The organism is Ornithinimicrobium sp. F0845 (genome assembly GCF_023015765.1).
Lineage (GTDB): Bacteria > Actinomycetota > Actinomycetes > Actinomycetales > Dermatophilaceae > Ornithinicoccus.
In genome coordinates this window covers 287,126-311,414 of record NZ_JALKAL010000001.1, presented here as the reverse complement: position 1 = coordinate 311,414, position 24,289 = coordinate 287,126, and the positions used below count along the sequence as shown (strand labels likewise).

General features: G+C 71.6%; 29 protein-coding genes. 10 read left to right on the top strand and 19 right to left on the bottom strand.

Annotation, left to right across the window (positions count from 1 at the left end; all coding sequences use genetic code 11):
• Positions 1-25: 25 nt before the first annotated feature.
• Positions 26-664: an MBL fold metallo-hydrolase gene (locus tag MWU75_RS01405; protein ID WP_247087713.1), complete on the bottom strand. Its 639-nt coding sequence runs from the start codon at positions 662-664 to the stop codon at positions 26-28.
• Positions 661-1,746: an S-(hydroxymethyl)mycothiol dehydrogenase gene (locus MWU75_RS01400; protein WP_247087711.1), complete on the bottom strand. Its 1,086-nt coding sequence runs from the start codon at positions 1,744-1,746 to the stop codon at positions 661-663. Before MWU75_RS01400 ends, MWU75_RS01405 begins: the two co-directional genes overlap by 4 nt.
• Before the next feature lie 152 nt (positions 1,747-1,898).
• Here MWU75_RS01400 and MWU75_RS01395 point away from each other — a divergent pair, with 152 nt between their 5' ends.
• On the top strand, positions 1,899-2,303 hold the full coding sequence (locus tag MWU75_RS01395) for a hypothetical protein (RefSeq protein WP_247087709.1): 405 nt from the start codon (positions 1,899-1,901) through the stop codon (positions 2,301-2,303).
• Positions 2,304-2,374: 71 nt separating this feature from the next.
• On the opposite strand, the gene ispF is transcribed toward MWU75_RS01395, so the two are convergent.
• Complete coding sequence (gene ispF, locus MWU75_RS01390; protein WP_247087707.1) at positions 2,375-2,875, bottom strand: 2-C-methyl-D-erythritol 2,4-cyclodiphosphate synthase; 501 nt, start codon at positions 2,873-2,875, stop codon at positions 2,375-2,377.
• Positions 2,876-2,915: 40 nt separating this feature from the next.
• Here ispF and MWU75_RS01385 point away from each other — a divergent pair, with 40 nt between their 5' ends.
• Positions 2,916-3,869 (top strand): LLM class F420-dependent oxidoreductase, encoded by a 954-nt coding sequence (locus MWU75_RS01385; protein ID WP_247087705.1) that lies wholly within the window; start codon positions 2,916-2,918, stop codon positions 3,867-3,869.
• A gap of 21 nt (positions 3,870-3,890) precedes the next feature.
• On the opposite strand, the gene ispD is transcribed toward MWU75_RS01385, so the two are convergent.
• Both ispD and MWU75_RS01370 read right to left on the bottom strand, forming a co-directional pair.
• Positions 3,891-5,099, bottom strand: a complete 1,209-nt coding sequence (ispD, locus tag MWU75_RS20155; RefSeq protein WP_348647717.1) for a 2-C-methyl-D-erythritol 4-phosphate cytidylyltransferase — start codon at positions 5,097-5,099, stop codon at positions 3,891-3,893.
• A 29-nt stretch (positions 5,100-5,128) separates the two neighbouring features.
• Positions 5,129-5,611 carry a CarD family transcriptional regulator gene (locus MWU75_RS01370; RefSeq protein WP_109471754.1) on the bottom strand — a complete coding sequence of 161 codons (483 nt, stop codon included), beginning with the start codon at positions 5,609-5,611 and terminating at the stop codon, positions 5,129-5,131.
• Positions 5,612-5,797: 186 nt separating this feature from the next.
• On the opposite strand from MWU75_RS01370, the gene MWU75_RS01365 reads away from it, so the two are divergent.
• Positions 5,798-6,337 carry a hypothetical protein gene (locus MWU75_RS01365; protein WP_247087703.1) on the top strand — a complete coding sequence of 180 codons (540 nt, stop codon included), beginning with the start codon at positions 5,798-5,800 and terminating at the stop codon, positions 6,335-6,337.
• A gap of 6 nt (positions 6,338-6,343) precedes the next feature.
• Here the strand turns inward: MWU75_RS01365 and phoU are convergent, their stop codons facing one another.
• Complete coding sequence (gene phoU, locus MWU75_RS01360; protein ID WP_247087701.1) at positions 6,344-7,063, bottom strand: phosphate signaling complex protein PhoU; 720 nt, start codon at positions 7,061-7,063, stop codon at positions 6,344-6,346.
• A 190-nt stretch (positions 7,064-7,253) separates the two neighbouring features.
• Here phoU and MWU75_RS01355 point away from each other — a divergent pair, with 190 nt between their 5' ends.
• From MWU75_RS01355 to gpmI, 3 genes are read left to right on the top strand one after another with little or no spacing between them, the layout of a single operon-like run.
• The gene (locus MWU75_RS01355) at positions 7,254-8,486 is read left to right on the top strand and encodes an ATP-binding protein (protein ID WP_247087699.1); all 1,233 of its coding nucleotides are present in this window, start codon (positions 7,254-7,256) and stop codon (positions 8,484-8,486) included.
• Positions 8,483-9,166: a response regulator transcription factor gene (locus MWU75_RS01350; protein ID WP_247087697.1), complete on the top strand. Its 684-nt coding sequence runs from the start codon at positions 8,483-8,485 to the stop codon at positions 9,164-9,166. Before MWU75_RS01355 ends, MWU75_RS01350 begins: the two co-directional genes overlap by 4 nt.
• Complete coding sequence (gene gpmI / locus MWU75_RS01345; RefSeq protein ID WP_247087695.1) at positions 9,163-10,806, top strand: 2,3-bisphosphoglycerate-independent phosphoglycerate mutase; 1,644 nt, start codon at positions 9,163-9,165, stop codon at positions 10,804-10,806. The genes MWU75_RS01350 and gpmI overlap by 4 nt, the downstream gene beginning before the upstream one ends.
• Positions 10,807-10,952: 146 nt before the next feature.
• On the opposite strand, the gene MWU75_RS01340 is transcribed toward gpmI, so the two are convergent.
• The 3 genes from MWU75_RS01340 to mshA all read right to left on the bottom strand — a co-directional run bounded on the left by MWU75_RS01340 (position 10,953) and on the right by mshA (position 13,045).
• The gene (locus MWU75_RS01340) at positions 10,953-11,108 is read right to left on the bottom strand and encodes a hypothetical protein (RefSeq protein ID WP_247087693.1); all 156 of its coding nucleotides are present in this window, start codon (positions 11,106-11,108) and stop codon (positions 10,953-10,955) included.
• A 144-nt stretch (positions 11,109-11,252) separates the two neighbouring features.
• Positions 11,253-11,768 (bottom strand): YbjN domain-containing protein, encoded by a 516-nt coding sequence (locus tag MWU75_RS01335; protein WP_247087691.1) that lies wholly within the window; start codon positions 11,766-11,768, stop codon positions 11,253-11,255.
• Complete coding sequence (gene mshA / locus MWU75_RS01330; protein WP_247088111.1) at positions 11,765-13,045, bottom strand: D-inositol-3-phosphate glycosyltransferase; 1,281 nt, start codon at positions 13,043-13,045, stop codon at positions 11,765-11,767. Before mshA ends, MWU75_RS01335 begins: the two co-directional genes overlap by 4 nt.
• 99 nt (positions 13,046-13,144) lie before the next feature.
• On the opposite strand from mshA, the gene MWU75_RS01325 reads away from it, so the two are divergent.
• Positions 13,145-13,972 (top strand): class I SAM-dependent methyltransferase, encoded by an 828-nt coding sequence (locus MWU75_RS01325; RefSeq protein ID WP_247087689.1) that lies wholly within the window; start codon positions 13,145-13,147, stop codon positions 13,970-13,972.
• 29 nt (positions 13,973-14,001) lie between these two features.
• On the opposite strand, the gene MWU75_RS01320 is transcribed toward MWU75_RS01325, so the two are convergent.
• From MWU75_RS01320 to MWU75_RS01285, 8 genes are all read right to left on the bottom strand, one after another.
• A complete protein-coding gene (locus MWU75_RS01320) occupies positions 14,002-14,457 on the bottom strand; it encodes a phosphomannose isomerase type II C-terminal cupin domain (protein ID WP_247087687.1) in 456 nt (151 codons plus the stop codon).
• 37 nt (positions 14,458-14,494) lie between these two features.
• Positions 14,495-15,289 (bottom strand): alpha/beta fold hydrolase, encoded by a 795-nt coding sequence (locus tag MWU75_RS01315; RefSeq protein WP_247087685.1) that lies wholly within the window; start codon positions 15,287-15,289, stop codon positions 14,495-14,497.
• Positions 15,286-15,615, bottom strand: a complete 330-nt coding sequence (locus MWU75_RS01310; protein ID WP_247087683.1) for a DUF2516 family protein — start codon at positions 15,613-15,615, stop codon at positions 15,286-15,288. Before MWU75_RS01310 ends, MWU75_RS01315 begins: the two co-directional genes overlap by 4 nt.
• 53 nt (positions 15,616-15,668) lie before the next feature.
• On the bottom strand, positions 15,669-16,094 hold the full coding sequence (gene dtd / locus MWU75_RS01305) for a D-aminoacyl-tRNA deacylase (RefSeq protein ID WP_247087681.1): 426 nt from the start codon (positions 16,092-16,094) through the stop codon (positions 15,669-15,671).
• A gap of 17 nt (positions 16,095-16,111) precedes the next feature.
• On the bottom strand, positions 16,112-17,095 hold the full coding sequence (locus MWU75_RS01300; protein WP_247087679.1) for an asparaginase: 984 nt from the start codon (positions 17,093-17,095) through the stop codon (positions 16,112-16,114).
• Between the two features lie 63 nt (positions 17,096-17,158).
• The gene (locus tag MWU75_RS01295; RefSeq protein ID WP_247087677.1) at positions 17,159-18,298 is read right to left on the bottom strand and encodes a hypothetical protein; all 1,140 of its coding nucleotides are present in this window, start codon (positions 18,296-18,298) and stop codon (positions 17,159-17,161) included.
• A 52-nt stretch (positions 18,299-18,350) separates the two neighbouring features.
• Positions 18,351-18,755, bottom strand: coding sequence for a helix-turn-helix domain-containing protein (locus MWU75_RS01290; RefSeq protein WP_247087675.1), 405 nt, complete (start codon positions 18,753-18,755; stop codon positions 18,351-18,353).
• Positions 18,756-18,870: 115 nt separating this feature from the next.
• Positions 18,871-19,929 (bottom strand): folate-binding protein, encoded by a 1,059-nt coding sequence (locus tag MWU75_RS01285; RefSeq protein WP_247088110.1) that lies wholly within the window; start codon positions 19,927-19,929, stop codon positions 18,871-18,873.
• Between the two features lie 54 nt (positions 19,930-19,983).
• Here MWU75_RS01285 and MWU75_RS01280 point away from each other — a divergent pair, with 54 nt between their 5' ends.
• A complete protein-coding gene (locus tag MWU75_RS01280; RefSeq protein WP_247087673.1) occupies positions 19,984-21,081 on the top strand; it encodes an LCP family protein in 1,098 nt (365 codons plus the stop codon).
• Positions 21,082-21,096: 15 nt separating this feature from the next.
• Here the strand turns inward: MWU75_RS01280 and MWU75_RS01275 are convergent, their stop codons facing one another.
• The gene (locus MWU75_RS01275; RefSeq protein ID WP_247087671.1) at positions 21,097-21,594 is read right to left on the bottom strand and encodes an FABP family protein; all 498 of its coding nucleotides are present in this window, start codon (positions 21,592-21,594) and stop codon (positions 21,097-21,099) included.
• A gap of 109 nt (positions 21,595-21,703) precedes the next feature.
• Positions 21,704-22,396: a hypothetical protein gene (locus MWU75_RS01270; RefSeq protein ID WP_247087669.1), complete on the bottom strand. Its 693-nt coding sequence runs from the start codon at positions 22,394-22,396 to the stop codon at positions 21,704-21,706.
• 182 nt (positions 22,397-22,578) lie between these two features.
• Here MWU75_RS01270 and MWU75_RS01265 point away from each other — a divergent pair, with 182 nt between their 5' ends.
• A complete protein-coding gene (locus tag MWU75_RS01265; RefSeq protein ID WP_247087667.1) occupies positions 22,579-23,298 on the top strand; it encodes a winged helix-turn-helix transcriptional regulator in 720 nt (239 codons plus the stop codon).
• Positions 23,299-23,302: 4 nt separating this feature from the next.
• A complete protein-coding gene (gene mshD, locus MWU75_RS01260) occupies positions 23,303-24,247 on the top strand; it encodes a mycothiol synthase (protein WP_247087665.1) in 945 nt (314 codons plus the stop codon).
• Positions 24,248-24,289: the final 42 nt, after the last annotated feature.

Below are 24,289 nucleotides of genomic sequence, written 5' to 3'. Positions count from 1 at the left end.
CGACGGCCGTGTCCATGGCTGTGGGTCAGTGCCCGCGGTCGATCCACTCCTGGCGGTGCGGGGCCTCCGCTCCGATGGTCGTCGTCTCGCCGTGACCGGTGTGCACGACCGTGTCCAGCGGAAGGGTCAGCAGCCTTCGCGTGATCGAGTCGACGATGGTGCCGAAGTCGCTGAACGAGCGCCCGGTCGCACCCGGACCGCCCTGGAAGAGAGTGTCGCCGGTGAACACCGCCCCCAGCGCGGGCACGTGGAAGCAGCACGCCCCGGGGGTGTGCCCCGGCGTGTGCATCACCTGAAGCACGGTGCCCGCGACCTCGATCGTGTCGCCGTCCTCCAGCTCCTCGGTCGGGGGGTCGGAGTGCACCCGGTCCCAGAGCATCCGGTCCTCCGCGTGGAGGTAGGTCGGCGCCCCCGTGGCCTCGGCCAGCGCCGCGGCCGCGTCGATGTGGTCGTCGTGCGCGTGCGTCAGGAGGATGGCGGCCACCGTGCGACCACCGACGACGTCCAGGATCTTCTGCACGTCGTGCGGGGCGTCGATGACCGCACACTCCCGGTCGTCGCCGATCACCCACACGTTGTTGTCCACGTCCCAGGTGCCACCGTCCAGGCTGAAGGTCCCGGAGGTCACGCCGTGGTCGATCCGCAGCTGGCCGGCGCCGTTCACAGGACCACCACCGAGCGAAGCACCTCGCCGCGTTCCATCTTGGAGAAGGCCCCCTCGACGTCGTCGATGCCGATGGTCTCGGTGACGAAGGCATCGAGGTCGAAACGGCCCTGACGGTAGAGGTCGATGAGCATCGGGAAGTCCCGTGAGGGCAGGCAGTCGCCGTACCAGCTGGACTTCAGCGACCCGCCGCGCCCGAAGACGTCCAGGAGCGGCAGCTCGACGGTCATCTCCGGCGTCGGCACCCCGACCAGCACGACGGTGCCGGCCAGGTCACGCGCGTAGAAGGCCTGCTTGTAGGTCTCCGGCCGGCCGACGGCGTCAACGACCAGGTCGGCACCGAACCCGTCGGTGAGTTCCTGGATCGCCACGACCGGGTCACGCCCGGAACTGTTCACGGTGTGGGTGGCGCCGAAGCCCGTGGCAATCTCCAGCTTCCGGTCGTCCACATCCACCGCGATGATCGTCGTCGCGCCGGCCAGAGCCGCACCCGCGATGGCGGCGTCTCCCACGCCGCCGCAGCCGATGACCGCCACCGAGTCACCGCGCCGCACCCCGCCGGTGTTCACCGCCGCACCGAAGCCGGCCATGATCCCGCACCCGAGGAGCCCGGCGGCAGTGGCCGAGGCCTCCCGGTCGACCTTGGTGCACTGCCCGGCCGCCACGAGCGTCTTCTCGATGAAGGCGCCGATGCCCAGCGCGGGCGACAGCTCGGTGCCGTCGGTGAGCGTCATCTTCTGGGTCGCGTTGGCGGTGTTGAAGCAGTACCAGGGCTCGCCCTTGGCGCAGGCCCGGCACTGACCGCAGACCGCCCGCCAGTTGAGGATCACGAAGTCACCGGGCTCCACCTCGGTGACTCCCTCCCCGACGGCCTCGACGGTGCCTGCCGCCTCATGGCCCAGGAGGAACGGGAACTCGTCGTTGATGCCGCCCTCCCGGTAGTGCAGGTCGGTGTGGCACACGCCGCAGGCCTCGACCCTTACCACGGCCTCCCCCGGTCCAGGATCCGGGACGACGATGTCGACGAGCTCGACCTCGGCGCCCCTTCTGCGGGCGATGACTCCCTTGACCGTGCTTGGCATTCCTGACCCCTCGGGTTGTGACCGGTAGTGACACGTGCACTAGTGACACGTGCGCGCGTGCGCGCCTTGGCCCAATCTAGGCGGTCGCCCGCGGTGCGTCATCCCGGCCTGGCGATCGGTGAGTGCCCGGCCCTGCGGATATCCTGTCGCCCATGAGCGGGGACAGGGCGCCGTCGGCGTCCCGCGGGGAAGAACTGGTCCGGCGCCCACCGCGCAGCGGGAGGCCCGGCAGGATCGGCGTGGGTCGGGCACTGTGCCCGTGCGGCCGGGAGGTCGACACACGCCACCACGGGTTCTGGTCCGGCGTGGCCAACTTCGTGCTCATCCCGGTCCTGACGCTCGGCCTCTACACCCTCGTGGTGTTCATCGGGCTGGAGCTCTACCCGGGCCGGCCCGTCGGCGGCCTCGTCATCATGCTCCTGCCCGTGGTGTCCCTGGTGGTCACCACCCTCGTGCACCTGCTCCGCGGGCACCGGTGGGGATGCCTGGCGAGGCGCGCGGTCGGCTGGTGGCTGTGGTGGCCAGGTGGCGTCCTGAGTGCTCTCGCGTTCGCCTGACCGACGGTGGCATCGGGACGCTCGCATTCACCTGAGCGGCGCCGAGGTCGGGGGCCCCTCGACCTCCCGCGTCAGGTGCCCGCGCCCGAGAAGACCAGGGCGGTCGCGATGCCGGCGAGACCCTCACCGCGACCGGTGAACCCCAGCCCGTCCGTCGTGGCCGCGCTCACCGAGACCGAGGCGCCACCGAGGGCCTGGGACATCGCGGCCTCCATCTCCTGGCGCCGCGGGCCCACCCTCGGGCGCGCGCCGACCAGCTGCACCGCGACGTTGCCGACCGCATAGCCCGCCTGCTCGACGAGGCCGCGGACGTGGTCGAGCATCTGCGCCCCCGAGGCCCCAGCCATCTGCGGGCGGTCGGTCCCGAACACCGAGCCGAGGTCACCGAGTCCGGCGGCCGACAGCAGGGCGTTGCAGGCGGCGTGGGCGGCGACGTCGCCGTCCGAGTGACCCTCGATGCCGCGCTCCCCCGGCCACTCGAGGCAGCCGAGCATGAGCACCCTGGCACTCCCCTCCGGAGCGTAGGCGTGCACGTCGACCCCGGTGCCGACGCGGAAGGGAGCTGTGGACATGAGCCCACTGTAGGGCGACAGCTGAGGCAGGATGGCGGACGTGGACCTACGCATCTTCACCGAGCCCCAGCAGGGCGCCACCTACGACGAGCAGCTCCGCGCGGCACGCACCGCCGAGGCCGCGGGCTTCGGCGCCTTCTTCCGCTCCGACCACTACCTGGCGATGGGCGACCGGGACGGGAGTCCCGGACCGACGGACGCCTGGGTGACGCTGGCCGGCCTGGCCCGCGAGACCTCGACGATCCGCCTCGGCACCCTGGTCACCTCCGCGACCTTCCGGAGACCCGGACCGACCGCGATCGCGGTCGCCCAGGTCGACGCGATGAGCGACGGCCGGGTCGAGTTCGGGCTCGGTGCCGGGTGGTTCGAGGACGAGCACACGGCATACGGCATCCCGTTCCCCGCCGTGGGTGGCCGGTTCGACCTGCTCGAGGACTCCCTGGCGGTGATCACCGGCCTGTGGGGGACCCCGGTGGGAGAGCTGTTCTCGTATGACGGAGCGACCGTGACCGTGACCGACTCGCCCGGGCTGCCCAAGCCGGTGCAGCGGGACGCCGTCTCCGGCGGGCCACCGGTCATCGTGGGCGGTATGGGCAAGCGGCGCACCCCCGCGCTGGCCGCACGCTATGCCGCCGAGTTCAACACGGCGTTCGTCGCGCTGCCGCAGGCCGCCGAGCAGTTCCAGCGGGTGGCGGACGCGTGTGAGGAGGCCGGACGCGCGTCCGGGAGCATGATCCGCTCGGCGGCCCTCACCGCGGTCGTCGGTCGCGACGAGGCGCAGTTCCGCTCACGCGCGGCCGCGATCGGCCGGGACCCCGACGAGCTGCGGGAGAACGGTCTGGCGGGAGCGCCCGGCGAGGTGGTCGAGCGGATCGGTCAGTGGGTCGACCGGACCGGCATCGAGCGGGTCTACCTCCAGGTGCTGGACCTCACCGACGACGTCGTGGACCACCTCGAGCTGATCGCCGCGGAGGTCATGCCGCAGGTGCGGTGAGCGAGGCTGGCCAAACAGGCGTCAGGAGCCGCAGCGCCCGGCGCGCCGAGCTCGAAGAGCTTCCTCGACCTGCGCGACCAGGGCCTCGACTGGGCGGCTGGTGGTGTCCAGGGTCAGGTGCGACTCGGGCCAGGGCTGGTAGTCGTTGCCCACGACCGACTCCCAGCCGGGGAGCCGGTGCCCGGCGATGTCAGCCTCCCGCGTCTCGACGCGTTCCCGGTGCTCACCGGCGGTGCAGGTGAGCTCCACCTCGAGCACGACCGCACCGGAGGGGGTGGCTGCCTCCCGCCAGGCCGCCCGCGTCTCCGGCAGCGGGTTGACCGAGTCGGCGACCACGTCGAGGCCGAGCGCGAGCTGGTCGGCCGCGACCGCGTAGGCGGCGGCGTATCCCTGCGGTCCGACCTGGTCTGTCCCGGCACGGACCAGCGCCTGCTCGACCGTGTCCACCCGGACGTGCGCCGCCGCGCGGTGCCGCGCCCACGCGCGGGCGAGAGTGGTCTTGCCGGAGCCCGGGAGGCCGCCCAGCACGAGCAGGACCGGTCGTCGGGCGACGTCGGGGGGCTCGGTCCACGCGGCGACACGAGCCAGGTCCTCGGGCCCGGTGACCTTGAGGGACCGCGGGTCGCCCACGACGAGGAAGACCGCCCCGCCCATGGCCTCGACCAGGCCGGCGTCGTCCGTGGCGTGACCGTGGCCCTCCCGGTGAGCCCGGTCGAGTGTCTCGCGGAGGAACCCCTGGGGCGTCTGGACGGCCCGCAGGGTGCTGCGGTCGGGGGTGGCCACCACGTGGTCCCGGGCGTCGGCGACCTTGATCGTGTCCGTGACGGACACCGCCGGGACGACTGCCGCGTGGCCGTGCCGGACCGCGGCGACGACACGCTCGAAGACCGCGGCGGGGGTGAACGCGCGGGCCGCGTCGTGCACCAGGACGATGCCGACGTCATCGGGCATCGCGCGCAGCCCCTCGGCGACGGAGTCGGTGCGCTCGGCCCCACCGGGCACCACGGAGACCGGCACCGGCGACCCGTCCGGGACCGCACGGCGGACGGCCTCGGTGAGCTCCGGCATACTGCCGGCGGGAGCGACCACGACCACATCGGACAGGTCCGGACATGACAACACGCCCCGGAGGGCGTGTGTCACGAGGGGTTCAGCACCGGCGCCGTGCCCGATCGGCACGAGTGCCTTGGGCCGGTCGGCCCCGAGGCGGGTGCCCCGGCCGGCCGCCACCAGGATGACGCCGACGCGGTGCTGCGGGTTCAGGAGGCCAGGACCTCGTCCAACGTGGCCTCGGCCTTGTCCTCGTTGGTCTTCTCGGCGAGCGCGAGCTCGGAGACCAGGATCTGACGGGCCTTGTTCAGCAGGCGCTTCTCACCGGTGGACAGGCCCCGGTCCTTGTCGCGGCGCCACAGGTCGCGGACGACCTCTGCCACGCGGATGACGTCACCGGAGGCGAGCTTCTCCAGGTTGGCCTTGTAACGGCGGGACCAGTTGGTCGGCTCCTCGGTGTGCTCGGCGCGCAGCACCTCGAACACCTTGTCCAGACCTTCCTTGCCGACCACATCGCGAACGCCGACCAGATCGCAGTTGTCTGCGGGGACCTCGATGGTCAGATCACCCTGGGCGACCTTGAGCTTTAGGTAGAGTTTCTCCTCGCCCTTGATGGTGCGCGTCTTCATTTCTTCGATCAGTGCGGCCCCGTGGTGCGGGTACACAACCGTCTCGCCGACCTTGAACGTCATCTTCAGTTAGCCCCTTTCGCGGAGTTCAAGGGTAACATGCGTGGCGCAGATCACGTAATAACATCCGTGGCATTTGTGCTGGTCAGCGGAGTAACGGGGCTCATTCACCCTGTTCAGGCACGGCCTGGCCGCCCGAGGTTGACGGGTCTCTGACGCGCGCGCGAGGGGGCCGCTAGAGTGGCTCCCGTGATCTCCAGGACCGCTGCCCCGCAGCTCGCCCCCCGTCCCCGCCGTCTGGCCGCCGCCGGGCTCGCGCTGGCGGCCGCGCTGACCCTCAGCGCCTGCCAGATGAGCTCCCCGGTCACCACCGATATGGGCTACGACCCCGCCGACGGCGTCTCGGTCGATGCTGGAGCGATGGCGGTGCGCGACCTGCTGGTCGTCAGCGAGGGGGACGGCGCTCCAGGGGTGGTCAGCGGTCAGGTCGTCAACAACACCGGCGAGGCGGCCGACGTCACGATCTCCGCCGTCGTCGACGGTCAGATGGTCGCGCTGCAACCGACGGTGACCGTGGAGCCCGGAGCATCGGTCCGGTTGGACGGCCAGGGCTCGGGCGGCGCCGGCACACCGGTCACCGTTCCGAACGTCCCGGTCCGCGCCGGCGGCGTCATCGAGCTCATGGTGCAGACCTCGCAGGGCGAGGCGGACTCGGGACTGGCGCCGGTCGTCCTGCCCGACGGCTACTACGGTGACGTGGTCGTCCCCACCACGGACACGAGCCAGTAGCCCTCCTCAGCCCGCGGGCCGGGTGAGCCCTGCGGGCTGGCTGACCTCGGTGACGTCCAGCCGCTCGTCGATATCCAGGTGATCCGCGCCCCACTCGCCCGTGACCAGGTAGACCACCCGGTGCGCGACGGAGACGGCATGGTCGCCGAAGCGCTCGTAGTAGCGGCTGAGCAGCGTCGCGTCGATCGCGGCCTCCACCCCGGAGTCCCACTCCTCGGACAGCAGGGTGCGGAACACCTCGCGGTGCAGGTCGTCCATCTCGTCGTCGGTGACCATGAGCCGGGACACGGCCTCGACGTCGTTCTCCCGGATGATACGCCCCGCCTCGGTCACCAGGTCCTGGGCCACCTCGGCCATCCGGGCGAAGGTCGGCGTGAGGCTCGCCCCGAGCACGCGCGCCGGGTAGCGCAGGCGCGCCACCTTGGCGACGTGCCTGGCGAGATCACCCATGCGCTCCAGGTCCGCGCTCATCCGCATCGCCGTCACGAGCATGCGCAGATCGGTCGCCACGGGCTGTTGCCGGGCGAGCGCGTCAACGGCACGGGTGTCGAGGTCGCGCCGGACCGCGTCGATGTGTTCGTCGGCCGAGATCACGGACTCGGCCAGCTCCAGGTCCCCGGTCATCAGCGCCTCGGTCGCCTGGCGCAGCGCAGCCGCCGACAGCCGGGACAGCTCCACGAGCTGGTCGGTGATGAACTGCAGTTCCTCGGTAAAAGCCTTGCGCACGCGCACTCCCTCTGTGTCAGTCGGGTCCTACTCCACAGGAGACTGTGTCACCCCTGGGTTAACGGTTCCCGCACACCAGGTGAACGCCGTTCGACCAGGTGGGCGAGGGTCGCCCCGGTGCTCCTCTGATGTGCGTGGGGGGGCGCACCCACAGGCAGGAGTATGCCGTCCGGCTCACTAGGCTGGAGCCGTGGACGAGCTGACGGCAGGGGCCCTGGGCGTGGTGCTCGGGCTGGCGTTGGCGGCCATCGCGACCCTGCTGGTGCGGGTCACCGAGCGCAGGTCTGTCCCGGCAGCGCTCCCGGAGCCGGTCGAGCCAGCGGTGCCCAAGGGGGTGGCTGACGTGCTCGCCGTGCTGCGGGACGGGGCCATCGTGCTCGACGCCAACGGCAGCGTCGTCAAGACCAGTGCGTCCGCGGTCGCCCACGGTCTCGTGCGGGGGAACCGACTGACCCACAGCGAGCTGCGAGAGCTGGCGGTCCAGGTCCACCGCGACGGCGTCATCCGCGACGCCGAGCTGGAGCTGCCCCGGGGACCCCTGGGCCAGGTGCTGATCGTCGTGGGGGTCCGGGTGGCCCCGATCGGCCGTGACCAGGTCCTGGCCCTGGTCGAGGACCGGACCAAGGCCCGCCGCGTCGAGGAGGTCCGGCGCGACTTCGTGGTCAACGTCAGCCACGAGCTCAAGACCCCCGTGGGCGGACTGGCGCTGCTGGCGGAGGCGGTCGAGGATGCGGCGAGCGACCCCGACGCCGTCCAGCGCTTCGCCGGCCGGATGAAGGTCGAGACCGTCCGGCTCACCCGGCTGGTCAGCGAGATCGTGGACCTGTCCCGACTGCAGACGGCGGACCTGTCCTCCCCGCTCGGCGAGGTCGACGTGGGCGCGTGCGCCCGCGAGGCGGTCGAACACACCCGGGTCGTCGCGGGGGCACGGCGCATCACCCTCACCAACGCCACGCCGCGCACCCCCCTGACGGTCCACGGTGACCCCGAGTGGATCACCACCGCCATCCGCAACCTCATCACCAACGCGATCAGCTACTCCGAGGAGGGCAGTCCCGTGGCGGTGATCTGCCGGCGTCGCAAGGATCTCGTGGAGGTCGCGGTCACCGACCAGGGCCAGGGGATCTCCCCGGCCGACCAGGAGCGGATCTTCGAACGCTTCTACCGCATCGACGCCGCGCGCTCCCGGGCGACCGGCGGCACCGGCCTGGGCCTGTCGATCGTCAAGCACATCTGCGCCAACCTCGGCGGCGACGTCGTCGTCTGGAGCGAGCTGGGGCAGGGGTCCACCTTCACCATCCGGCTCCCTGCCGCGGATTCGGCCTCTGGCTCCGTCGGGGTAGCCTCGGAGACAGCATCCGCTCCATCCACCCACCCGTCAGACGACCTCGGTCGAGAGACCGAGCGAGGAGTGAGTTCATGACCCGGATCCTGGTGGTCGAGGACGAGGAATCGTTCAGCGACCCGCTCTCCTACATGCTGCAGAAGGAGGGCTACGACGTGGCGGTCGCCGAGACGGGCCCCGACGCTCTCACCGAGTTCGACCGCAACGGGGCCGACCTGGTGCTGCTCGACCTCATGCTGCCGGGACTGTCCGGCGTCGATGTCTGCCGGTCGCTGCGTGCCAAGTCGAGCGTGCCGGTCATCATGCTCACCGCCAAGGACAGCGAGGTCGACAAGGTGGTGGGTCTGGAGATCGGGGCCGACGACTACGTCACCAAGCCCTACTCCGGCCGCGAGCTCCTGGCGCGCATCAAGGCGGTGCTCCGCCGACAGGCCGAGCCCGAGGAGCTGCTGCCCTCGACGGTCGAGTCAGGACCGGTCCGGATGGACGTCGAGCGGCACACCGTGTCGGTCAACGGCGAGGCGATCACGCTCCCGCTCAAGGAGTTCGAGCTGCTCGAGATGCTGCTGCGCAACTCCGGGCGGGTGCTGACCAGGGGACAGCTGATCGACCGCGTCTGGGGCACCGACTACGTCGGGGACACCAAGACCCTGGACGTGCACGTCAAGCGGCTCCGCGCCAAGATCGAGCCGGACCCGGCACAACCGCAGCACATCGTCACGGTGCGCGGTCTCGGCTACAAGTTCGAGGCGCCGTGAGCACCCCGGCGAGCGCGCCCGGCGGGCGGCCCGTGGTCCTGGTGGTCATGGACGGCGTGGGTGTCGGCACCGGCGACCAGTATGACGCGGTGGCCGCGGCGGACACCCCGCACCTGGACGCGCTGCGCCAGGACGGGACCTCCCTGGAGATCCTCGCCCACGGCACCCACGTCGGGCTGTCCAGCGACAGCGACATGGGCAACTCCGAGGTCGGCCACAACACGATGGGCGCGGGCCGCATCATCGCGCAGGGAGCCAAGCGGGTGGACGACGCCGTCCTCGGCGGGGAGATTTGGGAGGGGTCCTGGCAGGACGTGGTCGCGACCGCGACGCGTGACGGCGCCGCGCTGCACCTGATCGGCCTGCTCAGTGACGGCAACGTTCACTCCTCGTGGGAGCACCTGCTCCTGCTGCTCGAGCACGCCCGGTCCGACGGGGTCACCCGCCTGCGGGTGCACACGCTGTTCGACGGCCGGGACGTGGAGGACCGCACCGCGGACCGCTACGTCGCCCGGCTCGAGGAGGCCCTCGCCGCGCTCACCGACGGCACCGACCTGGACTTTCGGATCGCCTCCGGCGGTGGGCGCATGGTCACCACGATGGACCGCTACGAGGCCAACTGGTCCGTGGTGGAGGCGGGCTGGCGCGCCCACATGCAGGGTGCCGCCCGACCGTTCCCGTCCGCGGCCGAGGCGATCCGCACGCTCCGCGAGGAGACTCCGGGGATCAGCGACCAGCTGCTCGAGGCCTTCACCGTCGTCGACGCCGTCGGAGATCCGGTGGGACCCGTCCGCGACGGTGACGCCGTGGTCATCTTCAACTTCCGCGGTGACCGGGCGATCGAGCTGACCCGGGCCTTCGTGGAGGGCGAGGAGTTCCCCGGATTCGACCGGGGCACTCGCCCGGACGTCTTCTTCGCGGGAATGACCCTCTATGACGGCGACACCAACATGCCGCCGGTCCGGCTGGTGCAGCCACCGAAGATCGAGGACACGGTCAGCGAGGTCATCGCCCGCGCCGGACTGCGCCAGCTCGCGGCGTCCGAGACCCAGAAGTTCGGGCACATGACCTACTTCTGGAACGGCAACAGGTCCGACCCCTTCGACCCGCAGACCGAGACCTACATCGACATCCCCTCGGACCGCATCGAGTTCGACAAGGCCCCGCGCATGAAGGCGGCCGAGACGGCGGACTACGTCATCTCGGCGCTCCAGGACGGCGACTACACCTTCCTGCGGTCCAACCTGGCCGGCGGCGACATGGTGGGGCACACCGGCAACTTCGACGCCACCGTCCTGGCCGTGGAAGCCGTGGACGAGGCCGTGGGCCGGATCGCGGGGGCGGTGGAGGCGGCGGGTGGCTGCCTGGTGGTCACCGCGGACCACGGCAACAGCGAGGACATGGTCGAGCGCGACAAGGCGGGCCAGCCCCGCACCCGCGAGGACGGCACCCCCCTCTGGAAGACCGCCCACTCGACCAACCCGGTCCCGTTGCTCATCGCCGACTACTCCGGCCAGCAGTGGCAGATCGTGGACGGCGTGGAGTCCCCCGGCCTGTCCAACCTGGCCGCGACGCTGCTGGTGCTGCTCGGTCTGGACGTCCCGGAGGAGTACCGCCCCTCGCTGGTCACGGAGGCCTGACCGGGAGTCTCGGTCGAGCCGGAATCACCGGGAGTCTCGGTCGAGCCGGAATCACCGGGAGTCTCGGTCGAGCCGGAATCACCGAAGCTCTCGGGTTCCGGGCACCCTCCGCCCTGCCTCGGGGTTGTCGCAGGACCGCAGGCTGGTCAGCACACCCAGTTGTAGGTGCGGTGCTCATCCACCAGCCAGATCTCCTGACCGCTGTCCGAGACGTAGTGGGCCCGGCCGTCGGCGTAGACGGTGAGGGTGCCGATGTCGTCGCCCGGGCCTGGTTCGGAGACCGTCAGGATGTGGACGCCCATCCCGGTGCCGTAGCGGACCAGGTCGAGGTCGTCCTGCTCCTCGGGCAGGAGCGGCCAGAACTCCAGCCCGTCGCGACGCCGAGCAGGAGCGCGAGGGCCAAGGTGACCATGCCCCTTCGGTGGTTGCGCCGCTCTTCCATGGCCCTAGGATGCGCCGGACTCGTCCCCGGTTCCCTCGAGCAGGTGCCGGAACGCCTCCAGGTTGGCCGTCGACTCGCCCCGCGAGACCCGCCAGCGCCACTCGGTCCTCATCGAGGTGAGGAAGCCGATGACCAGCAGCTCGTTGAACGGCTCGTCACAGGCGGTGAGCACCGTGCCGAGCAGCCGGTCGATGGTGGGCGTGTCGATCGCCTCGACGGGTAGGCGGCCGCTGAGATAGACGTCACCCTCGGCGTCGATGGCGTAGGCCGTGCCCGGCATCCGCAGGTTGCGACGCAGCAGGAAGCGGTAGAACTCGGTGTGGTTCTCGTCGGGGTTGCGGATCACGAAGGCCTGCACGGAGACCGCGTCGGCACCCACCACCAGCGAGCAGACCGTCCGCAGCTTGCGCTCACCGGGGAGGGTGACCACGAGCTCGCCCTCCCGGGTGCCCTCGTCATAGTCGACGCCCACCTCGTCGAGCGCCGCCCGCAACCGGCTCAATGACTGTTCAGTGCTCACGGCAGCACCAGGCTGGGGACCGGCTGACCGAGCAGCGGTCCGTAGCCGTTGACACCCGACGGAGCCCGCTGTGCCCGAGCCTGCCGATAGACCTCGTCGAGCCGGTCCACGGTGCTGTCCCAGCCCAGGGAGGCGGCGTGGGCCAGACCGGCCTCGGCGAGGGCCGCGCGCCGCTGGCCGTCCGCCAGCAGGGCACCGATCTCGTCGGCCCAGTGCAGCGGGTCGTGCCCGTCGACCAGGACCCCGCCGTCACCCACCGCCACCGGCAGCCCGCCGACGTCTGCGGCGACGACGGGGGTGCCGCTGGCCAGCGACTCCACGGCGACCAGCCCGAACGACTCGTTGTAGCTCGGCACGGTGACCAGGTCGGCGGCGCGGTACCAGTCGGCCAGGGCAGCCCGGGACACCGGCGGCACGAACCGGACCATGTCCTCCAGGCCGAGCTCGGCGGTGAGCTCCTGCAGCGACTCCGGCCTGGCCAGCCCTGACCCCGACGGGCCACCGAGCACCCCGACCACGAGGCGCTCACGCAGCGTGGGGTCGCGACGGACCAGCTCCGCGACCGCCCGGATCGTGACGTCGGGCGCCTTCAGCGGCTGGATCCGGCCGACGAACAGCACCACGAGCGCGTCCGGCGCCAGGCCGACGGCGTGCCGGGCCGCGCGCTGGTCACCGGGGCTGAACACCTCCAGGTCCACGCCCGGCGGGACCACCCGGACCTTCTGCGGGTCGGCGTCGTAGAGCTCGATGAGCTGGGTGGCCTCCTCGGGCGTGTTCGCGACGAGCACGCTGGCCGCCTCAACCACCTGCGTCTCGCCGATCTCGCGGCCCGGGGGCTCGGCACTGTCCCCCTCGGCCAGCTGGGCGTTCTTGACCCGCGCCATGGTGTGCATCGTGTGGACCAGCGGCACGTTCCACCGGTCCGCGGCCAGCCAGCCGACCTGCCCCGAGAGCCAGTAGTGGGAGTGGACCACGTCATACCACTGTTCCGGGCGGCCCGCCGCGGTCCGCATCACCCCCGCCGTGAACGCACAGAGCTGTCCCGGCAGGTCGTCCTTGCCCAGGCCCTCATAGGGTCCGGCCGGCACGTGGTGGACCAGGACGCCCGGGCCCATCCGCACCGTCTCGGGCAACGAGCCGTCGGTGGCCCGGGTGAAGATCTCCACCTCGGTGCCCCGGGCGGCGAGCCGCCGCGCGGTCTCGACCACATAGACGTTCAGCCCGCCCGCGTCGCCGGTGCCCGGAGGGTCCAGCGGCGAGGTGTGCACGCTGAGCATGGCGACCCGACGGACCCGGTCGGTCTCAGTCACGTGGTGAACTCCTGCCTACGGCTTGCACTGTGTCCTCCAGTCTCGCACGGCGCCTATCGTGGGGCCGTGGCTGGTGCACCCCGGACGACCCGACCGGTCGGCGCGATCACCCGCGGCACGACCAACCCCAACCGGCTGCGGCGCGTGGACCGGTGGGTGGTCCACACCTACGGCCCGCTCCTCGCGTCCTCCCCGGAACCTCCGGTGGTGGTCGACCTCGGCTACGGGGCCCACCCGGTCACCACCCTCGAGCTGCACCAGCGGCTGGCGGCGGTCCGTCCGGACGTGCAGGTCGTGGGCCTGGAGATCGACAAGGAACGCGTCACCGCCGCCGCCCGGCACGCGGACCCGCCGGGCCTGACCTTCGCGGTCGGGGGCTTCGAGATCCCGCTCGCCGGCGGACGGTCGCCCGTGGTGGTCCGGGCGCTCAACGTGCTCCGGCAGTATGACGAGGAGCAGGTCCTGCCTGCCTGGTCCCGGGTGGTCTCCCGGCTGGCTCCCGGAGGGGCGCTCGTGGAGGGCACCTGCGACGAGCTCGGCCGACTGGGCTCCTGGGTCGACGTGCGCCGGGGCCAGGACGGGGCACCGACGCCCCGGTCGCTGACGCTCTCCTGGCGGCTGGCGCAGCTGGACCAGCCCTCGGTGGTGGCCGAGCGCCTCCCCAAGGTCCTGATCCACCGCAACGTGCCCGGCGAGCGGGTGCACGCGCTGATGACCGACCTCGACGACGCGTGGGCCCGGGCGGTCGGCCACGCGGCATACGGCCACCGGCAGCGGTTCCTGGCGACGGTCTCGGACCTGCGAGACCGCGGGTGGCCGGTCCTGGGCACCCGGGGACGCTGGCGCCTGGGCGAGCTGGAGGTCGCGTGGGAGGCTGTCGCGCCCGGGACCTAGCCGGGAGCCAGCCCGGCGCGGAGCAGACGCTAGTCGCGGCGGTAGTCGTCCTCGACCCGGGTGATGTCCGCCTCGTCGAAGTCGCCGAAGGCGAGCTCGAGCACCCGGGCGGGCTGGTCGCCGGAGTTGCCCATCCGGTGCAGCGTGCCCACCGGCACCCACACGAGCTCGCCCGGCTGGGCCGACCAGGTGCGGTCGCCGAGCGTGACGTCGACCGGGTGGTCCAGCACCTGCCACATCTCGTTGCGTGCCGCGTGGTGCTGCAGCGAGAGGCGCTGACCGGGGTCGATGGTGACCGTCTTGACCGTCACGGTCTCGTTGGTCGCGAACTGCTCGAAGCGACCCCAGGGCCGCTCGACCACGAAGACGTCCCGGGTGCGGTCGCGGTAGGCCCCGGGCGACCCCTCGGTGGGCTGCGCCCGGGCAGCAGCGGCCAACTCCTCGGGGGTGTGGATCTGCTCCTCCGTGGTGGTGTGGTCACTCATCGAGTCGTCTCCCCGTGCTCGGTGATGGTGCGTCGGATCATGGCGTCAGGAACTCCCCCACGAGGTCACGGACGCGGGAGCGGTGACCCCACATGATGCCACCCGGCGGCAGCACCTGCAGCATCGCCCCGGGCAGCACCTCGGCGAGCTCGCGGGCGACGGCAGCCGGGTGGGCGGGGTCGCCCTCCTGGGCGAGGAGCAGGACGGGGGCGGTCACCCGACTCAGCAGCGCCCGGTCGGCGACCGGCACCCGGTGCGGCAGGGTCCTCAGGGCCCGACCCACGCCGGTCCCCACCAGCCGGTCGGCCTGGCCCCGGGCCCACTGGCGCACGCCCGGCTCGCTGCGCACGTGCACCGGCTCGGCCCCCAGCAGGTGCTCCGCCACCCCCTCGTGGTCACCCGCGTCGACCAGGTCGGCCAGCCCGGCCAGACGGGCCATCGCCGCGTCGTCCCGCGGGCGGTCGATGGCCGCCGGCAGGACCAGCACGAGGCGCTCGAACCGGCCCGGATCGGTGGTGAGCCCGGCGCACAACGCGCCGGCACCCATGCTGATCCCCAGCGCCTGTCTGGCCCCCACGTGGTCCGCCACCGTCCAGAGCTCGGCGGCCAGGTCGACATACTGCCAGCCGTCGTCCGGGGTCGTGGAGGAGCCATGGCCACGGAAGTGCAGGAAGGTGCGCGTGCCAGGCACCTTCGAGGCGTAGGGCCGGGTGGTCGGGATGGACCCGGCGAGTCCGTGGGCGAAGACGGTGTGGGGTGCGCCGTGGCCGGCGGTCAGGACCTCCAGGTCCCCCGTGGGACCGACGACCAGACGAGTATGCGGTGGGGTCACCACGGACCGTAGGAACCCCTGGAGGCCCCGCCGCGGCCACGGCCGCGGATCTGCGCGACGGCGGGACGCACGTCGGTCAGGTAGACGGCGGCGGCCACGATCGCGATGAGGTTGAACAGCCCGAATGGCTGCTGCAGGTGCATGAAGCCGATGGCGCTGGCGACACCGGTCAGCGCGAGCCAGAAACCCTTGGTGCGCTTGTCGGCGGCGACGAACGCGTCGCCGCGGGTCATCAGCGCGTCGACGAACGCCCACACCTGGATGCCGAGGGCGAGGGCGCCCAGGGCGAGCCCGACCCACTGCTGGACATCGAAGAACGTCGGCATGGCACCAGGGTACGGGCCGTCGCGGACAGTTCTGGTGTCGAGCCGGTGTCGGATCAGGTGTCGACCAGGACCGTGAACGGGCCGTCGTTGACGAGGTCGACCTGCATCTGTGCCCCGAACTCCCCCGTGGCGACCTCGATCCCCCGTTCGCGCAGGGCCGTCACCACGGCGTCGACCAGCGGTTCGGCGACGTGGCCGGGCGCCGCCTGCGACCATCCAGGACGGCGTCCCTTGCGGGTGTCACCGTAGAGCGTGAACTGGCTGACGACCAGGACGGGGGCGCCGACGTCACTCACGGACTTCTCGTCCGGCAGGATCCGCAGCTCGGCGATCTTGCGGGCCATCCGCTCGACGTCGTCGGGTCCGTCGTCGTGGGTGGCCGCCACCAGTGCGACCAGACCGGGTCGGTCGATGGCACCGACGACCCGGTCGCCGACCGTCACCGCGGCCCGGATGACCCGCTGCAGCACCGCACGCATCTGCTCGCCGCGTCGTGTCAGCCGTCGAGACCGACGGCGGTGATGGCGCCGACGGGCTCGCCGTGGCCCAGCACGGGGTCGGCGTCGAGGGCCGACAGGTCGTCCTCGATGCCTGCTGCGCGCAGGGCCGCCTGGGCGACGACGGTGCGGGCACGCTGGTTGCCGTCGCTGATCTTGACGGCGACGCCCCGGCCGTCGGGGAGACCGATGGCGTAGACCGCCTCCGCCCCGTCCTTGGCGATGAGGCCGGGGACGGCGCGGATCAGGTCGGTGACGTCCCGGCCGGTGCCGCCCAGGAACTCGGGATAGGTCCGGATCGCGCGGGCGACCCGCCCCTCCGGGGTGTCCTCCCCGGCTGCCGCCAGGGTGCCGAACGCCCGGGCGAGGCCGGCGGTGCTGATGGCCATCACCGGAGCACCGCAGCCGTCGACGCCCGTCGCGGCCACGCTCTCGCCGCTGAGCTCGGCCAGGGTCTCGGCGATCGCGACCTGGAGCGGGTGGTCCGGGTCGCGGTAGGTGGCGGTGTCCCAGCCGTTGACCACGCAGGTGGCCAGCATCGCCGCGTGCTTGCCGGAGCAGTTCTGACCCAGGGAGCTGGGTGCCAGCCCCCGGGCGATCCACTGCTCCCGGTCGGGCTCGTGGATCGGGCGGTCGGGCGTGTTCTGCAGGGCGTCCTCACCCAGCCCGGCCGAGGCCAGGATCTCGCGGACCCCGTCCAGGTGGAAGGACTCACCGTTGTGGCTGGCGCTCGCGAGGGACACCAGTCTGTCCGGAAGGTCGAGCCCGTTGCGCAGCATGGCCAGGGTCTGCACCGGTTTGTTGGACGACCGCGGGAAGATCGGTGTCCCGACGGGGCCGACCGTCAGCTCCAGGTTCCCGTCCGCCGCGGTGACGGCGACGACACCGTGGTGCACGGATTCCACGAACCCGCTTCGGTGGACCTGCGCCACGACGGGCGCTGTGTGCAGGGAGGGGTCAGACGACAACTGCGGTGGGGTCACGGCGCAGAGCCTAGTCCCCACCGCAGTGGTCGGTGTTGGTCGGTCAGATCGACCGGTGAGCGGTCAGTCGCCGACCTTGGCAGCGGTCGCGCTCACGGCGTCGCCGGCCTTGTCGGCGACCTTGGCGGCCTCGGTGACGGTGCCCTGGGCCGCGTCCACGGTCTTGGTGGCGGCGTTGCGGGCCGTGGTGACGGTGCGCTTGGCCGCGGTCGTGGTCGGCTGGCTCGGAGCGGTCGTCCCGGTGGCCGGCTTGCTCGCCGTCTTGGTGCCGGACTTGGTCGCGGCAGCCTTGGTGGCCGGCTTGCTCGCCGTCTTGGTGCCGGACTTGGTCGCAGCAGCCTTCGTGGCCGGCTTGGCCGCGGCCTTCGTGCTGGACTTGGTCGCAGCAGCCTTCGTGGCCGGCTTGGCCGCGGCCTTCGAGCCGGACTTGGTCGCAGCAGCCTTCGTGGCCGGCTTGCTGCCCGTCTTGGTGCCGGACTTGGTCGCAGCAGCCTTCGTGGCCGGCTTGGCCGGGGCCTTGGTGCTGGACTTGGTCGCAGCAGCCTTGGTCGCCGGCTTGGCGACAGCCTTGCGGGCAACCGGCTTCTTGGTGGTGACCGTCATGTCCTCACCGGCCACGGCGTCGGCCACCACGTCGGCGGCCTGGCGGCGGCCCTTGGTCACGGTCGCCTTCGCCGCGCTGCGGGTGTCGGTGACTCCCTTGGCCGCGGTGCCCAGCAGCGTCTTGCCCTGCTCGACCACGTTGCTGACCTGCTTGGTCAGGTCCTTGGTGGCCTGCTGCTCCTTCACCCGGCCCACCAGGTCGGCGCCGCGCTTGGCGAGCTCCTGGTAGCCCTCCTGGACCTTGCCCAGACCCCCGGTCACGTCGCCGAGGGCCTTGCCCGGCAGCGCCTCGGCCTTCTTGGAGGCCTCGGTGGCCGTCTGGCTGACCGTGGTGCTGATGGCCTTGGGGCTGAGCGACTTGCTGACCAGGTTGACCGTCCCGGTGACCGTCTCGCGGGCACGCTCCACGACGGTGTCGGTGAGGCCGACGACGGCGTAGATCGGCGTCGGGTCGGTCGCGACGCGGGTGGCCTCGGCGCGGGCGGCAGCGGACTGCTTGGTCACCTCGGTGGTGACCTCCTCGACACGCTTGCTGGCCTGGTCGGTGTAGGTCTCGACGGCCTTGACGGCGTCGTCCTTGATCTTCTTGATGCTTGCCATGGTGTTCTCTCCTCAGGGGGTGTGGTCGATGGCGGGGCCGTCAGGCACCCGGTCAGGGATGGTCGGGAGTGGCCGGATCCACCGGCTCTGCGGTCGCGTCGGCACCGTCGCCGACGAAGGAGCGGTAGACGTCCAGCAGGGCGCGCCGCTGGCGGTCGGTCAACCGCTCGTCGGCCATGATCGCCACGGTGACGTCGTACGGCTGCTCGACCGGGGCTCCCGTCGAGCTGTCGTCCAGGATGCCGGCGCGGATGTAGAGCTGTTCGGCCGAGATCCGCAGGCCCTTGGCGAGCTGCTGGAGGATCTCGGCGCTCGGCCTGCGCAGGCCCCGCTCGATCTGGCTGAGGTAGGGGTTGCTGATACCGGCAGCCTTGGCAACCTGCCGAACCGACATCTGGGCAGACTCACGCTGCTCGCGCAGGTAGGACCCCAGGTCCGGAACTGGTAGGCGGCTCATGGCTCTATTGTGCTTGCAACTGCAAGCACAATGCAAACTGAGCTAGCAGTTTCCTGGTGAGATGCTGCTCACAGCCGGGGTCCACCACCCACCGAGCCCCCGCCGCGGTCCGTGCTCAGGGGGTGACGATGACTGTCTGGGCTGCGCTGGTCGGGCCCGAGGTGAGCACCGCCTCGGGATCGGTGTTGCGCTTCACGACGGCGAGCGCGATCGGCCCGTCCTCGTAGTGCCGCGCCACCGTGGTGATGCGTCCGACCGTCTTGTCGCCGAGGTGCAGCTCGTCCCCGGGCTCGGGGAGCGTGTGCCCCGACCCGTCCAGGTGCAGGAAGACCAGTCGTCGCGGTGGCCGGCCGAGGTTGTGCACCCGCGCGATCGTCTCCTGCCCGCGGTAGCAGCCCTTGTGCAGGTGCACCGCGGTGCGCAACCAGTCCAGCTCGTGCGCGATCGTCCGGTGGTCGGTCTCGGCGCCGGCCCGTGGGCGCCAGGCGGCCACGCGCAGCGCCTCTGCCGCCCAGACCCCGGACAGCGGCCGCTCGCCGACGTATGCCGTGAGCTCGCCCCGTGGGACCAGCACCTCGCGCCAGGGTCGGTTGGCACCCGGGTGTCCCTCGGCGGGGCCGTACAGCGCCGTGTCCCCGATCGGTCCGGGCCAGTGGTCGACCCAGGCCAGGTGTTCACCCTCGGCCGCCTCGCGCGCCACGGGCTCGCCGACCACAGCGAAGTCCTCGGTGCGGTCGGCCACCTCCACGCGCAGCATGAAGCGCATCGAGTCCAGCCATGCCTGAGCCGCCGGGGCGGTCTCCCGCTCCGTCACGAGCCAGGTGGTGTCGCCGTCGTCGATGACGTGCAGTGCGTGCTCGATATGCCCCTTCGGCGTGAGGATGAGCGACTCGGTCGAGGTCCGCGGCGCCAGATCGGTCAGTGCCTGGCTGGTCAGGGAGTGCAGCCAGCTGAGCCGGTCCGGGCCGGTCACCGTCAGCACGGCCCGGTGGGACAGGTCGACGACGGACAGGCCCTCGACGAGCAGCCGCTGCTCTCGGTGCGGGTCCCCGAAGTGCGCGGCCACGCCGTCATCGGCACCGCTGGCGGCGACGGCACCGGGCCGGCTCAGGAGAGGGCTCGGCGGGACGACGCGACGCTCCTGGGTCGCCGCGTCACCGGGGGCGCTGGTCACGTGGGTCACCTCTTCACGGTATCCCCCCAGGTTCGGGACGTAGAATCCGCTCCCATGGCAGGGGACTACGAGGGAGACCTGCCGGCTGCCGACGAGGGCGATGACATCTTCGACGGCACCGGCGCCCAGGACGACGTGGGCGTGCGCCCACGCCGCCGACGACGGCGCGGGCTGCGGATCGCGATCGTCTCGTTCGTGACCCTGGTGCTGCTCGGCGTTGGCACCGTCGCGGGCTACCTGGCCTTCCTCAACTGGAAGGTCAGCAGCAACATCACCCACGCACAGCTCCTCCCGGACTCCCCCATCCGCGGCGAGGACTCCGTCGTCACCCCGGCGCCGCCCGACAAGCCCGCAGAGGCCGGTGACGCGCTGAACATCCTGGTCATCGGTTCGGACAGCAGGGACCCTGACGCCGACCGTGGCCGGTCCGACGTGATGGTGCTGATGCACGTCTCGCACGAACGGGAACGTGTCGACCTCATCCACTTCCCGCGCGACCTGTTCGTGGAGATCCCCGGCTCGGAGCGCAAGAACAAGCTCAACGCCGCCTACGCCTTCGGCGGCCCACCGCTCCTGGTGGAGACGATCCAGCCTCTGATCGGCGTGCCGGTGGATCACGTCGTCATCACCGACTTCGAGAGCTTCCAGTCGCTGACCGACGCGGTGGGCGGCGTCGACGTCAACGTCGCCGAGGCAAGCCCGGGCTTCGAGGTGGGGATGACCCACATGGACGGCGAGACCGGCCTCCGTTTTGTCCGCGAGCGCTACAACCTCAGCCAGGGCGACATCTCCCGCGGCCACCGGCAGCAGGAGTTCATCAAGGCCGTCATGCTCAAGGTGCTGACGCGTGACACGTTCACCAACCCCGCTCGGCTGGCCACCGTCGTCGACGCGGCGACGCAGAACCTCACCGTCGACGAGGACCTGAAGGTCAGCGACATGCGCGATCTCGGCTGGCAGCTGCGCGACCTGCGAGGCGGTGACATCCACTTCGTGACAGCACCGTGGAGCGGCATCGGCTCGGACGACCTGGCCGGATCGATCGTCATCCCCCACGAAGCGCAGTTCGAGGTGCTCCGCGAGCACCTGCGCACCGACACGATGGAGGACTATCGCGACGACGTGTCACCGACGCAGGGTTTTGGGCGCTGACGCTGCAGCGGCTGCTCAGCCGACGCGCTTGAGCTCGGCGGACAGGTGGCTGGTCAGGGGTTGACCCACGGCGGCCATGTCCATGACCCACATGAGGTTGGAGTTGACCAGCCCGTAGAGGCGGTGCGCCGCGGTGTACTCCTTGGCATGGGGGCTGCGCACGACGCTGTCCGTGCGCACCTCGATCTTGGCGGGGCTGGTGCTGCCGAAGTACATCTCCACGATCCCCGTCGGGTGGGTCAGCAGGAACTCCACCTCACCATCAGGCAACGGCCGCCAGAAGCCGAGCTCGGTCGCACCGGGCCGCACCTTGTTGCCTGCCTCGTCCAGGAGCCAGGTGCGGGACTCCCAGCGCAGGAACGGGCGGCCGTCATGGCTGACCTCCAGCTCCTGCCCGAAGTTGTGCGACTCGATCGTCGGGTAACCGACGACACCGGCCCCCTCCCAGCGGCCGATCAGCCAGGCCAGTGGGGCCAGCTCGGAGGGCATGTTCGGGTCGAGTTCAAAAGCCACAGCCCCATCGTAGGTGGCTCAGGCGGCGCGGTGGCCAGCTGAAGCGTCCTCCACGTGGCGGTCCAGGACCCCCGCAGCAGCTCAGGTCAGCGCGGTGGCGGTCAGCAGGTCAGGTCAGCGCGGTGGCGGGCAGCAGCGCGAGGGCCACGGCGTAGGCGACCGGGCCGGTCACCAGCAGCGAGGTGATGGCCATGACCAGCCGGGGTCGCGCGTGGGCCATCGTGGGCAGGATGCGCAGCACCGACCGGGTCGCGTGGCTCACTGCCCCGGCCACGACTCCCGCCAGCATGAAGATGCTCCACGGCTCGTCGAGGACGAGGGCGACGACGGTCGCGCCGACCCCACCGGCTGCGAGGGCGAGCGGGACCAGCCAGGGCCGCACCGCCGCCCACCGGCCCAGTGTGTCGGTGAGGGCGCTGCCCGCCGCACCTGCGACGGTGGCCGCGACCAGGGCGGCGCCCTGGACCGTGCCGGCCAGCGGGATGAGAAGGACGCCGCAGGTGATGAGCCCGAGGCCCAGAACGACCGAGCTCACCGACTCCACGATCCGAGGTCGACCATCGACCCGGAGAAGCTGGTGGAGGAAGGCCACCACGACGGCGATGGCCAGGGCCTCCGCCACCCAGGTGAGCCAGGGCCGCTCGTTGTCCAGCGAGGCACTGAGCACGACAGCGAGCGAGCCGATCAGCAGCACCACCGACGTGCCACGGGGCGCAGGGAGAGCGAGCATGCCCGCCCAGCCCCACGCCAGGACCGCTCCACCGATCCACAGGGCGAGCGCCAGGACGTCCGGACTGGCCATCGCCCCCAGTGCCACGACCGCCGCTGCACAGCACACCAAGGTCGCCACCTCAACAGCGGGCGGCAGTGGGGCTGGGCGGCGCGGCACAGGCCCATGGTGCCATCACCGGCCTCCAGCGGAGCTGAGGAGACGCGACACCACGCGCTCGGTCGTGGGTGGGGGAGGGCGATTATCCTGACCGGGTGGCCGAGTTGGCACTGCTCACTCCCGGTGGCGCCCCGGACGCGCCGCTCACCGTGCTGCCCGCCCTCGAACTGCTCCCCCACCGGCTGCGGGTCCTGGAGCTGGACCCCGCCGAGCTGCTGACCGGTCCTCCCCCCGGTCTGGTCCTCATCGACGCGACCCGGGCGCTCGTCCAGGCACGCACGGTGGCCCGCACCATCGACGCGATGCAGCTGGACTGTCCCGTCATCGCGGTCTTCGCCGATGGGGGCCTGGTCGCCCTGGACGAGCAGTGGCCGATCACCGACTTCGTGCTGACCGGCTGCGGCCCCACCGAGCTGGCGGCACGGCTCCGTCGAGCGAGCGCGTCCCCACCCGCCCCTCACGTCGCTGCCCCGACGGCGACGGCCAGCCCGATCCAGGTCGCCGACGTCGAGGTCGATGAGGCCAGCTGGATGGTCCGGGCGGGAGGAGAGCCCCTGGACCTCACCTTCAAGGAGTTCGAGCTGCTGAAGTTCCTGGTCAGCCATCCCGGCCGGGTGGTGACGCGCGAGCAGCTGCTGCACGAGGTGTGGGGCACCGACTACTACGGTGGGACCCGCACGGTGGACGTCCACATCCGGCGGCTCCGCGCCAAGCTCGGACCGGAGCGGGAGTCGCTGATCGGCACGATCCGCAACGTCGGCTACCGCTTTGCCCGGGCGCCCCGCTCCGTGACCGACGGCGGCATGGTGGAATAGCCCGATGCAGCCGACTGTGACCGACGCACACCTGGAACCGGCCCAGTCCGCGGACGTGCTGGCCATGGCCGTGCGGGCGGCGACCCACGACGGGGTGCGCCCCCTGTCCGAGCAGACCGTGCTCGACGTCCGCCGCCTGCCCGGATCGGCGGCCAGCGAGGCCCCCACCAGGCACCTGCTCATCGAGGAGCACCCGGACAGTCCGCGCACCGGCGTGGTCGCCTATGCGCACGTCGAGCTGACCGACCCCCCGTCGGCAGAGATCGTCGTGGACCCGGACCACCGGCACGCAGGGCACGGCCGCGCCCTGGCGCAGGCGGTGCTCGCGCAGTGGCCGCACACGCGGTTCTGGGCCCACGGTGACCTACCCGCCGCACGGAACCTCTTCTCCAGCCTGGACCTGTCACCGGTCCGCGAGCTGTGGCAGATGACCCGGCCGCTGCGCGGAGAGTGGTCCGAGCTGCCGGGAGTCACGCTGCCGGAGGGCTTCACGGTGCGCAGCTTCGAGCGCGGCCGCGACGAGGAGCGCTGGCTGGCGGTCAACGCCCGAGCCTTCGCGGACCACCCGGAACAGGGCCGGATGACCCTGGCCGACCTCCAGGACCGGACCCAGGAGCCGTGGTTCGACCCCCACGGATTCCTGCTCATCGAGCACGGGGACGACCTCGCCGGATTCCACTGGACCAAGGTCGAGCCGGCGGAGCCGGGCCACAGTGTGCCCGCCTCCGGCGAGGTCTACGTCGTCGGGGTCGACCCGGCCTACCAGGGACGCGGACTCGGCACCGTGGTGACCCTGGTGGGGCTGCACCACCTGCGCAATCGCGGCCTGGCCAGCGCCACCCTCTACGTCGAGGGGGACAACGCTCCAGCGCTGGCCACCTACCACCGGCTGGGGTTCGAGCGGTCCGCTATCGACGTCATGTATGCCGCCGCGGACGCACCAGCCTGAGCAGCACCCCTCCGCGCGCCGGTGACGCCGCACACCTGTGTC